At 68.2% G+C, this 10,898-nt stretch carries 7 protein-coding genes and 2 pseudogenes; 6 read left to right on the plus strand and 3 right to left on the minus strand.

The window, feature by feature from the left end; genetic code table 11:
• Both JF52_RS0108405 and JF52_RS17775 read left to right on the plus strand, forming a co-directional pair.
• Nucleotides 1–1,278 carry a glycosyltransferase family 4 protein gene (locus tag JF52_RS0108405; protein ID WP_033105774.1) on the plus strand — a complete coding sequence of 426 codons (1,278 nt, stop codon included), beginning with the start codon at nucleotides 1–3 and terminating at the stop codon, nucleotides 1,276–1,278.
• A 59-nt stretch (nucleotides 1,279–1,337) separates the two neighbouring features.
• Nucleotides 1,338–1,442: pseudogene (locus JF52_RS17775) on the plus strand (AraC family transcriptional regulator); the annotation flags it as partial.
• 5 nt (nucleotides 1,443–1,447) lie between these two features.
• On the opposite strand, the gene JF52_RS0108410 reads toward JF52_RS17775, so the two are convergent.
• Both JF52_RS0108410 and JF52_RS0108415 read right to left on the minus strand, forming a co-directional pair.
• Nucleotides 1,448–2,167 carry an NRDE family protein gene (locus tag JF52_RS0108410; RefSeq protein WP_033105775.1) on the minus strand — a complete coding sequence of 240 codons (720 nt, stop codon included), beginning with the start codon at nucleotides 2,165–2,167 and terminating at the stop codon, nucleotides 1,448–1,450.
• A 38-nt stretch (nucleotides 2,168–2,205) separates the two neighbouring features.
• Nucleotides 2,206–3,459 (minus strand): annotated as a pseudogene (locus JF52_RS0108415) (peptide MFS transporter); the annotation flags it as partial.
• A 62-nt stretch (nucleotides 3,460–3,521) separates the two neighbouring features.
• Here JF52_RS0108415 and coaBC point away from each other — a divergent pair.
• The 4 genes from coaBC (at nucleotide 3,522) to pntB (ending at nucleotide 10,101) form a co-directional block, all read left to right on the plus strand.
• Nucleotides 3,522–4,724: a bifunctional phosphopantothenoylcysteine decarboxylase/phosphopantothenate--cysteine ligase CoaBC gene (gene coaBC, locus JF52_RS0108420; protein ID WP_033105776.1), complete on the plus strand. Its 1,203-nt coding sequence runs from the start codon at nucleotides 3,522–3,524 to the stop codon at nucleotides 4,722–4,724.
• 56 nt (nucleotides 4,725–4,780) lie between these two features.
• On the plus strand, nucleotides 4,781–6,937 hold the full coding sequence (locus JF52_RS0108425; RefSeq protein ID WP_084595709.1) for an ATP-dependent Clp protease ATP-binding subunit: 2,157 nt from the start codon (nucleotides 4,781–4,783) through the stop codon (nucleotides 6,935–6,937).
• A gap of 171 nt (nucleotides 6,938–7,108) precedes the next feature.
• The gene (locus tag JF52_RS0108430; protein ID WP_033105777.1) at nucleotides 7,109–8,674 is read left to right on the plus strand and encodes a Re/Si-specific NAD(P)(+) transhydrogenase subunit alpha; all 1,566 of its coding nucleotides are present in this window, start codon (nucleotides 7,109–7,111) and stop codon (nucleotides 8,672–8,674) included.
• A complete protein-coding gene (gene pntB / locus JF52_RS0108435; protein ID WP_052166849.1) occupies nucleotides 8,671–10,101 on the plus strand; it encodes a Re/Si-specific NAD(P)(+) transhydrogenase subunit beta in 1,431 nt (476 codons plus the stop codon). Before JF52_RS0108430 ends, pntB begins: the two co-directional genes overlap by 4 nt.
• A 26-nt stretch (nucleotides 10,102–10,127) precedes the next feature.
• Here the strand turns inward: pntB and JF52_RS0108440 are convergent, their stop codons facing one another.
• Nucleotides 10,128–10,898: an enoyl-CoA hydratase/isomerase family protein gene (locus tag JF52_RS0108440; protein WP_033105778.1), complete on the minus strand. Its 771-nt coding sequence runs from the start codon at nucleotides 10,896–10,898 to the stop codon at nucleotides 10,128–10,130.

Here is a 10,898-nt window from a genome sequence, read left to right on the forward strand (position 1 = left end):
ATGCACATCGTCTTCTTCGGCGATCAGCACCTCGACTCGCTCGGCGGCGCGCAGGTGTCGATGAGGCTGCAGCGACGATATCTGGAGCGCGCGGGGCACACCGTGACCGTCGTCGCCCCGGCGATGCCCCTTCGACAGGCTCAGGGGCCGAAGGGCCAGGGGCCGAAGGGTCAGAGGCCGAAGGGCCAGGGGCCGAAGGGCCAGGGGTCGAAGGGCCAGGGGCCGAAAGCCGCGGACGCCGGCTACCTTGACCTGCCATCGGTCCCGATCACGGTCGACCGCGAGTACTCGATGTCGTGGCCAGGCAGACGCACCGACCGATTCCTCGATCGGGCGTTCGCGCACCGGCCGCCCGTCGACCTCGTGCACGTGCAGGCCGACTTCTGGGGTGCATTCATCGGGCATCGCTTCGCACATCGCCACGGCATCCCTGTGGTGCACACCATGCACAACCGTGTCGATGTCGGCATGGCCGCCGTCACCCCGCTGCACAAGCCTGTGCTCGCGGTGCTCAATCTCTGGCGGCGGGCGGCGATGAGGGGGATCGGCAGTCCGGTCGGCGGCAGCGACGGCTGGGCGTTCCTGCGGGGTATCGCCCAGGGGTCGAGCGCTGTGACGGCACCTTCCGGCCACTTCGCGCGCCGCCTCGAGCAGCACGGTGTCTTCGATCCGGTGGACGTGGTGTGGAACGGCATCGACGATGAGCTGCTGGCGCAGACCCTCGCGGCGCGGGACTCGAACGTCGCGCCCGGCACCCGGCGTCCGCGCTTCGTGTGGCTCGGGCGGATGAGCCCGGAGAAGCGGCTGCTGCCGTTCCTCCAGGCGGTCGTCGAATCGCGTGTGGATGCCGAGATCGAGGTGATCGGCGGCGGCGGGCAGCTGCGCGCCGCCGAGAAGATCGCGCGCGGTCATGACGGCATCCGGTTCGCCGGTCGGCTGCCGTATGCCGAGACTCTCGCCCGGATCGCCGCGGCGGATGCCGTGGTGCAGACATCGATCGGATTCGAGACGCAGGGCATGACGCCGTTCGAGGCGGCGACCCTGGGCACGCCGACCGTCGTCAGCGACCCGGACATCGCCGGCGAGCTGCGCGGCGGGCTGTGGGAAGTGCCGGATGCGTCGGTCACCGCGCTCACCGAGACGCTTCAGCGCGCAGCATCCGACATCGTGGCAGGTCGCGCGCCGACGCCCGATCCGGACGTCGCGGCGGCGTTCCGCCAGTCATCGCGCACGGCCGCGATGATCGAGGTCTACGAGCGCGTGCTCGCGCAGCGCTGAGAGTGCGCATGACGGCGTGCCGGACTTCGACTTCCGCGGCGTCACCGCCGACCCGCGACTTCGGTTCGGCTGCCGTGCTGCGGCAGAACTTCGCGCGGGTACTGGCCACGACGCCGACGGCGTATCGCGCGAAGTTCGCGTGCGCAGACGAATCGGCCGCCTGACCCGCTCAGTCGTCAGCGCGCGACCAGTGCGCCGGTGTCGGCAGGGTCGTCTGGCGCACATCGAGCCCTGAATGGCCGACGGCAGCCAGGCAGTACAGCAGCGACTGCGTCGGGTAGCCGTGCGGACGGTTGTCACGGATGATCGCCGCGTCGTCGGTGGGGTCGAGAGCAGCGGATGCCGCGAGCAGCTCGATCCACTCAGCATCCCAATCGTCCGACCTGGCGGCGTGAGCTCGGAACTCCGGCAGCCATCTGGCGATGCGCGCGGTCGCCGGGTCATCGAGTCCGTCGTGCGCGATCATGTGCACGCCTGTCGGCACGGGGGTCTCGGTGAGGCTCTCACCGTCCCACGACAGTACGCGCGCAGCATCCGGCCCCACCTCGAGAAGGTTGAAGCCGTGCATCCGCAACGGCGCCACGGGAGAGCGGCCGGCGACGGATTCCAGCGCCAGGGTGCCGCGGGTGAGCACCTGATCCTCCGGGAGGTCGAGCACGTCGGCCCGGTTGAGCAGCACGGCGAGGCGTCGACTGCTCTGGTCCGCCGCGAGCCAGGCGCCGCCCGCACGGCGATCGCGGATGCCGGTCACCCCCGGATAGCGCTCTGGCCACCATTCGCCGAGCGAGTCCCATGCGCGCTGCGGATCCTCGTCTCGGACCGCGAGCAGTCGCGACCCTCTGGATCCATCAGTCGCGAGCTCAGCGACATCGATCACGACGGTGCACACGGTCGCCAGTCTAGGGGGTGCGAGGTAAGGGCAGGCGGCTACCGCACACCCTTCATGAGGCGCAGCACCGGCTTGGCGCCGAACAGCATCGCCACGCCGACCGCGGCCGCGATGAGCCCGAGCACGAGGAAGTACGGCACCTCGTTCGTCGGATCGTAGAAGACCGCGAGCTGACCGGCCAGTGCCGTGCCGAGCGACACGGACAGGAAGAACAATGCGACCATCTGCGTGTGGAAAGCCTGCGGGGCCAGTTTCGTCGTCACGGACAGCCCGACGGGGGAGAGCAGCAACTCGGCCACGGTGAACGCGAACAGGATGCCGATGATCGCGAGCAACGGTGTCGAGTTCTCGCCGCCCCCTGCGAAGGGCAGGAACAGCAGGAACGCGCCGCCCATCACGATCGCGCCGAGCCCGAACTTCACCGGCGTCGACGGCTGCCGCTTACCGAGTCGCGTCCAGAGCCAGGCGAAGACGCCCGAGAGCACGATGATGAACACGGGGTTGATGGACTGCACCCAGGACACCGGCATCTCCCAGCCGAACAGGTCACGGTTCAGGCGCTTGTCCGAGTACACGGTGAGCACGGTGAACTGCTGCTGGTACAGCGACCAGAACGCCACCGAGGTGAGGAACAGCGGCACGAACGCCCACACGCGGCTGCGTTCCTCGGATGTGACCTTGCCACTGCCGATGATCACGGCGAAGTACGCGATCGTCGCGGCGATGACCGTGATGATGACGACCAGTGCGAGGTTGTCGGCACGGATGATCCCGGTGAGGACGAGCACGACGATGACGACCACCGCTGCCGCTGCGATGCCGCCGACGAGCGGGTAGCCGCGCCGCGGCAGGGGGTTCGAGACCTTCCGGGCCTCGTCAGGAAGCGCGCGACGACCGAACGAGTACTGCACGAGGCCGGCCGTCATGCCGACAGCGGCCAGTCCGAATCCCCAGTGGAAGCCGATGGTCGACTGCAGCAGCCCCGTGAGGAGCGGGCCGAGGAAGGCGCCGAGATTGATGCCGAGATAGAACAGCGAGAAGCCGCCGTCGCGCCGTGTGTCGTCTGCGGAGTACAGCGTGCCGACGACTGCGGTCGCCGTCGCCTTCAGCCCGCCGGACCCGATGGCGACGAGGATGAGGCCGACGCCGACCCCGACGAAACCGGGCAGCAGTGCAAGCGCGACGTGTCCTGCCACGATGACGATCGCGCTGAGGAAGAGCACGCGTTCCGCGCCGAGCAGCCGGTCGGCGATCCATGCCCCGAGGATCGTCGACAGATACACGGCGCCGCCGTCGATTCTCGCTGAGCGGAGTGACCCGCCCGCGTGGTCTTCGTTCAGGGCAGAATCGAAGCATGAACATCGTCGTCGGAGTCACGGGCGGCATCGCCGCGTACAAGACGGTCAATCTGGTGCGACTGCTGATCAAGGCGGGTCACGACGTGACGGTGATCCCCACGGAGGATGCACTGCGTTTCGTCGGCGCGCCGACGTGGGAGGCGATCAGCCGCAGCCCCGTCACCACAAGCGTGCACGATGACGTGGCGAAGGTGCGGCACGTCGCGCTCGGTCAGGCGGCGGAACTCGTCATCGTCGCACCGGCCACCGCGAACACCATCGCGAAGATGACCGCGGGGCTCGCCGACGATCTTCTCGGTACGACCCTGCTGGCGACGACGGCACCGGTCGCGATCGCCCCGGCGATGCACACCGAGATGTGGCGGCATCCGGCCACTCAGGCCAATATCCAGACGCTGCGCGAGCGCGGGGTCAGCATCCTCGGCCCCGGCGACGGCGAGCTGACCGGCGGTGACTCCGGGCCAGGGCGGATGCTCGAGCCCGAAGTGATCGTCGAAGGAGCCCTCTCGTTGCTGGCGCCGGAGGATCTGACGGGGATGCGCGTCGTCGTGTCGGCGGGTGGCACCCGCGAACCCATCGATCCGGTGCGGTTCCTCGGCAATCGCTCCAGCGGTCGGCAGGGAGTCGCGCTCGCCGCCGAGGCCGCGGCCCGCGGCGCCGAAGTCGAACTGGTCGCCGCGAACATCACGGCCGACGTGCTCGCCGAGGCGCGGCATCCGCGCATCACGGTGCGCACGGTCGGCACGGCCGCGCAGCTGGGTGAGGCGATGAGGGATGCCGCGGCATCCGCCGACGTCGTGATCATGGCGGCTGCCGTCGCGGACTACCGGCCCGCTGAAGCATCGGATCAGAAGCTCACCAAGGAGTCCGGCATCCTCGATCGCATCGACCTCGTCGAGAACGCCGACATCGTCGCCGGGCTCGCCGCGTCGCGCCCGCAGGGGCAGACGATCGTGGCCTTCGCGGCGGAGACGCTGTCCGATCCGGAGCAGCGCCGCGATCGCGCCCGCCGCAAGCGCGAGCGCAAGGGCGTCGACCTGCTCGCGGTCAACCTCGCAGACGCCGAGCACGGTTTCGAGAAGGCCGACAACGCGATCGAGATCATCGGAGAGGGAGGGGCGGTCGTGGCATCGGCCGATGGGTCGAAGCGCCAGGTCGCCCGTGCTCTGTGGGACGCGGTGCAGAGAACGCGCAGTTGAGGTAAAGTTGAGTCAACACCACTCAACTTTAAAGAGGAGCAGTCCAGGAGGACACGATGGCCAATCCCGCCCAGCCGCAGCAAGACGACCAGCAGTCCGCCCTCGAGCAGTTCGGCATCAATCTGACCGATCGCGCACGGCAGGGCAAGCTCGATCCGGTGATCGGGCGAGACAGTGAGATCCGGCGCGTCAGTCAGGTGCTCACGCGCCGCACGAAGAACAACCCGGTGCTGATCGGCGAACCAGGTGTCGGCAAGACGGCCGTCGTCGAGGGCCTTGCGCAGCGGATCGTCGCAGGAGACGTCGCGGAGTCGCTCAAGAACAAAGACCTCATCACGCTCGACATCTCCGCTCTCGTCGCCGGTGCGATGTACCGCGGTCAGTTCGAGGAGCGGCTGAAGCAGGTGCTGAAGGAGATCACCGAGTCCGACGGTCAGGTCATCACGTTCATCGACGAGCTGCACACGCTGATGGGCGCCGGCGGCGGCGAGGGGTCGGTCGCGGCATCCAACATGCTCAAGCCCATGCTCGCCCGCGGTGAGCTGCGGCTGATCGGTGCGACGACGCTGAACGAGTACCGCGAGTTCATCGAGAAGGATGCCGCGCTCGAGCGCCGCTTCCAGCAGGTCTATGTCGGCGAGCCCACGGTCGAGGACTCCATCGCGATCCTCCGAGGACTCAAGGGGCGCTACGAGGCGCACCACGGAGTGACCATCGCCGACAGCGCGCTCGTCGCCGCGGCCGCCCTGTCGAACCGGTACCTGCCGAGCCGCCAGCTACCCGACAAGGCGATCGACCTCATGGACGAAGCCATGTCGCGGCTGAAGATGGAGATCGACTCGTCTCCGGTCGAGATCGATCAACTCAAACGTCAGGTCGACCGAATGAAGCTCGAAGAGCTGGCTCTCAAGCGCGAGAAGGATGCCGCGTCGAAGGAGCGTCTCGTCGCGCTGCGCGAGCAGCTGGTGGAGCAGGAGCGCGAGCTCGCCGCCCTCGAGGAGCGCTGGGACCGCGAGCGTCAGGGCCTCAACCGTGTGGGAGAGCTGAAGAAACAGCTCGACGATGCGATCACGCAGCGAGACCTCGCGATGCGCGAGGCCGACTACACGAAGGCATCGAAGCTCGAGTACGAGACGATCAAGCGCCTGGAGCGAGACATCGCCGAGGCTGAGCAGGCCGAGGCCGTCTCCGCCGAATCGGGCGAGGGCCGGATGGTGAACGAGCAGGTCACCGACGAGGACATCGCTGCGGTCATCGCGGCGTGGACCGGCATCCCGGTCGGCCGTCTTCTGCAGGGCGAGAGCGAGAAACTGCTGCATCTGGAGAGCGAGCTCGGGCGGCGACTGATCGGACAGAAGGATGCCGTGCAGGCGGTGTCGGATGCCGTGCGCCGCTCGCGCGCGGGCATCAGCGACCCCGGTCGCCCTACCGGATCGTTCCTTTTCCTCGGCCCGACCGGTGTGGGAAAGACCGAGCTCGCCAAGGCGCTCGCCGAGTTCCTGTTCGACGACGAGCACGCCATGGTGCGCATCGACATGTCGGAGTACGGCGAGAAGCACACCGTTTCACGGCTCGTCGGTGCACCTCCCGGATACGTCGGGGACGAGCAGGGCGGGCAGCTCACCGAGGCGGTGCGGCGTCGCCCGTACAGCGTCGTGCTGCTGGACGAGGTCGAGAAGGCCCACCCTGAGGTGTTCGACGTGCTGCTGCAGGTGCTCGACGACGGGCGCCTCACCGATGGCCAGGGGCGCACGGTCGACTTCTCGAACGTCATCCTGATCCTGACCTCGAACATCGGCTCGCCGATCCTCATCGACCCGGTGATGTCCGCCGAGGACAAGCGGGATGCCGTGATGGCGATGGTGCGGCAGTCGTTCCGGCCCGAGTTCCTGAACAGGCTCGACGACATCGTGATGTTCCAGGCGCTGTCGGAGGACGACCTCGCGCAGATCGTCGAGCTGACCGTCGATCAACTGCAGCAGCGGTTGCACGACCGCCGCCTCACGCTCGCGGTCACCCCCGATGCCCGGTCGTGGCTCGCCGAACGCGGATACGACCCGGTGTACGGGGCGCGTCCGCTGCGCCGGCTCATCCAGAACGAGGTGCAGAACAAGCTGGCGACGGCGCTGCTCTCGGGTGGGGTGCGCGACGGCGACACCGTGCTGGTGGACGTCGCCGCGGACGGCGCCGGACTCGTGCTGACCTCGGCGTAGGCCGCTGCCGACGCGCCGGTGAGAGTTGGCGAAACGGCAAGAACCGGAGATCTTTCCGGATCGCAGGGGTGAAATGTTCTCTTGCGGCTGAGGCGTCGTCGATAGAGTCTCGTCTCATGTGTGCTGCCGGCGGACCGTTCGGTCTGCCGCCGGCGAGAGACGGGAGCTGTCATGACGCAGATCGGCATCGTGCGTGAACAGGATGATGAGACGAGGGTCGCCGCCACGCCGCAGACGGTGGGCGCGTTGCGCAAGATCGGATACGACGTGGCGGTCGAGGCCGGCGCCGGGGTGGCCTCCGCCTACCTCGACGATGCGTATGCGGCCGCCGGCGCGCGGGTCGTCACCGCCGTGGAGGCATGGGCGTCACCGATCCTGCTGAAGGTGAACGCGCCGACCGATGCAGAGATCTCCCGCATCGCGGACGGCGCCACCCTCATCGCGCAGCTGAGCCCGAACCTGCGTCCGGAGCTCCGGCAGGCGCTTGCGACCCGCGGGATCACTGCGCTCGCGCTCGACGCCGTGCCGCGCATCTCGCGCGCGCAGTCGATGGATGTGCTGAGCTCGATGTCGAACATCTCGGGTTACCGCGCGGTCGTCGAGGCCGCGAACGAGTTCGGCCGGTTCTTCACCGGCCAGGTCACCGCGGCCGGAAAGGTGCCGCCGGCCAAGGTGCTCGTCGCGGGTGCCGGTGTCGCCGGTCTCGCCGCGATCGGTGCCGCATCCAGCCTCGGCGCGATCGTGCGGGCGACCGACCCGCGGCCTGAAGTCGCCGACCAGGTGAAGTCCATCGGCGGGACGTACCTCGACGTCATCGTGCCCGACGAGCAGAAGGAAGTCTCCTCCGACGGCTACGCCAAGGCAACCAGTGAAGCCTATGATCGCCGCGCCGCCGAGCTGTACTCCGAGCAGGCAGCCGACGTCGACATCATCATCACGACAGCGCTCATCCCCGGCCGAGCCGCGCCCCGGCTGATCACGGCGGCGGATGTCGCGAGCATGAAGCCCGGCAGCGTCATCGTCGACATGGCCGCGGCGCAGGGAGGCAACGTCGAGGGCTCGGTGGGCGGACAGCGCGTCGTCACCGACAACGGCGTGATCATCCTCGGCTACACCGACCTCGCCGGGCGCCTCCCCACCCAGGCTTCGCAGTTGTACGGCACGAACCTCGTCAACCTGCTGAAGCTGATGACCCCAGGCAAGGACGGGCAGCTCGTCCTCGACTTCGAGGACGTCGTGCAACGCGCGGTCACGGTGGTTCGCGACGGCGAGGAGACCTGGCCGCCACCACCCGTGCAGGTGTCGGCGGCGCCGGGCCCTTCGACAAGCTCAGGGACCGGAAGCTCTTCGCTCGCTGAGCCTGTCGAAGCGAAGAAGCCTCTCTCGGCCGGAGCGAAGGTCGCCCTGATCGCCGCCGGCATCGCCGCGCTGTTCCTCGTCAACGCCGTCGCCCCCGCGCCGCTGCCGCAGCACTTCACCGTGCTGATGTTGTCGGTCGTCGTCGGCTTCTACGTCATCGGCAAGGTGTCGCACGCGCTGCACACGCCGCTGATGAGTGTCACGAACGCCATCTCGGGCATCATCGTCGTCGGCGCGATCGTGCAGATCGCGACCCCGAACATCGTGGTGCAGATCCTGTCCGCGCTCGCCGTGCTCGTGGCATCCGTCAACATCTTCGGAGGGTTCGCGGTCACGCGGCGAATGCTGAACATGTTCTCGAAGGGAGCCGGCAAGTGAGCACCATCGACGCTTCGACAGGCTCAGCGATCGCCGCATCCGTCGCGGGTGCCGCCTACATCGTCGCCGCATTGCTGTTCATCATGAGCCTTGCGGGGCTCAGCCGGCACGAATCCTCGCGCGCCGGCGTCACCTACGGCATGGTCGGCATGGCGATCGCGCTGGTCGCCACGATCTGGGTCACCTTCCAGGGGGCGTGGGGTCAGCCGCAGGCCGTCGTCGGCCTCGTGCTGCTGCTCGTCGCGATGCTCGTCGGTGCCGTGATCGGCCTGTGGCGGGCGCGCAGCGTCGAGATGACGGGCATGCCAGAGCTGATCGCACTGCTGCACAGCTTCGTCGGTCTCGCCGCCGTGCTGGTCGGCTGGAACGGTCACCTGTTCGCCCCCGGACTCACCGGCGCTCTCGCCGACGTCCACCACGCCGAGGTGTTCATCGGCATCTTCATCGGCGGTGTCACCTTCACCGGATCGATCGTCGCGTTCCTGAAGCTCTCAGGGCGCATCTCGTCGAAGCCGCTCATGCTGCCGGGCAAGAACCTGCTGAACGTCGGCGCGATCGTCGTGTTCATCGCCTTGACGGTCTGGTACGTCATCACCCCGTCCCTCGCGTTGCTCATCGTCGTCACGGCCCTGTCCCTCGCGCTCGGATGGCACCTGGTCGCTTCGATCGGCGGCGGCGATATGCCCGTGGTCGTCTCGATGCTCAACAGCTACTCGGGCTGGGCCGCGGCCGCCGCGGGCTTCCTGCTGAACAACGACCTGCTCATCGTCACCGGCGCGCTGGTCGGATCGTCCGGTGCATACCTGTCGTACATCATGTGCAAGGCGATGAACCGCTCGTTCATCTCGGTGATCGCCGGCGGGTTCGGCATCGCCGCTCCGAGCTCGGATGATGTCGATCACGGTGAGCACCGCGAGATCGATGCGGCCTCGGTGGCCGACATGCTGTCCGGTGCGTCTTCCGTCGTGATCACGCCCGGCTACGGCATGGCGGTCGCGCAGGCGCAGTATCCGGTCGCCGAGCTGACGCAGAAGCTGCGCGATCGCGGCGTGGATGTGAAGTTCGGCATCCACCCTGTCGCCGGGCGCCTGCCGGGACACATGAACGTGCTGCTGGCCGAGGCCAAGGTGCCGTACGACATCGTGCTCGAGATGGACGAGATCAACGACGACCTGTCATCCACGGCTGTCGTCCTCGTGATCGGTGCGAACGACACCGTGAATCCGGCCGCCGCAGAGGACCCGTCGAGTCCGATTGCGGGCATGCCGGTGCTACGGGTCTGGGAGGCCGAGAACGTCATCGTGTTCAAGCGCTCGATGGCGTCCGGATACGCAGGAGTGCAGAATCCGCTGTTCTTCCGGGACAACGCGCAGATGCTGTTCGGCGATGCGAAGGAGCGGGTGGACGACATCCTCCGGGCGCTGTAGCGGTGTAGTGCCGGCGCAGCCGAGAGCTACTTCCCCGTGAACTGCGGCGGGCGCTTCTGCTGGAACGCCGCGAAGCCTTCGCGGTAGTCGTCGGTGTCGCGCAGCGACGATTGGTTCGCGTTCTCCTCCGCGACGGCATCCCACAACGCGAGGCGCTCGTCGCGCAGCCTGGCGACGAGGCGCTTGCTGGCGAGGAACGCCTGCGTCGCGCCGGCGGCGGCCGCGGAGGCTGCGGCAACGGTCACCGCGATCACTTCGGCGGCAGGCAGCACCTGCGAGAAAAGTCCCGACTGCACAGCTTCGGTGCCGCTCATCAGCCGCCCTGTGTAGACGAGATCGAGCGTCTTGTGCGCGCCGAGGCGCTCGTAGAACAGTGCGTGCCCGCCGGAGTCGAGGGTCGCGCCGAGCGCCGCGAACGGCGATCCGATCTTCGCCGTGTCTGCGACGTACACGACATCCGTGGCGATCAGCAGGCCGAGACCGACGCCGAGGCATGCGCCGTGCGCGGCTGCGAACGTCGGGGCGGGGAACGCCGACATCCTCTGCAGCAGCGGGGTGACGAGCCGGCTGAGGTATCCGGTCACATCGTCGGTTGCCGGGTCCACGCCGGCGATGTCGCGCCCGGCGCAGAATCCGGCACCCTCACCGCGGAGCACGAGCGCCCGCACGCCCGCGGCCTCGGCTGCGTCGTACGCGTCGCCGAGTTCTGTCAGCGCCTCGACGTCGAGCGCATTGCGCTTGTACGGAGCGTTCAGGACCACGTGGGCGACGTCGTCGGTGATGGTCAGGTCGATCAT

The organism is Microbacterium profundi (genome assembly GCF_000763375.1).
In the GTDB taxonomy this organism is placed as follows: Bacteria; Actinomycetota; Actinomycetes; order Actinomycetales; family Microbacteriaceae; genus Microbacterium; species Microbacterium profundi.

Bases quoted from the DNA above. Each gene is read 5' to 3' on its own strand.
- JF52_RS0108405 (WP_033105774.1), top strand. From the start codon at position 1: ATGCACATCGTCTTCTTCGGCGATCAGCACCTCGACTCGCTCGGCGGC.
- coaBC (WP_033105776.1), top strand. From the start codon at position 3,522: ATGAACATCGTCGTCGGAGTCACGGGCGGCATCGCCGCGTACAAGACG.
- JF52_RS0108425 (WP_084595709.1), top strand. From the start codon at position 4,781: ATGGCCAATCCCGCCCAGCCGCAGCAAGACGACCAGCAGTCCGCCCTC.
- JF52_RS0108430 (WP_033105777.1), top strand. From the start codon at position 7,109: ATGACGCAGATCGGCATCGTGCGTGAACAGGATGATGAGACGAGGGTC.
- JF52_RS0108440 (WP_033105778.1), bottom strand. From the start codon at position 10,898: ATGATCGACCTGACCATCACCGACGACGTCGCCCACGTGGTCCTGAAC.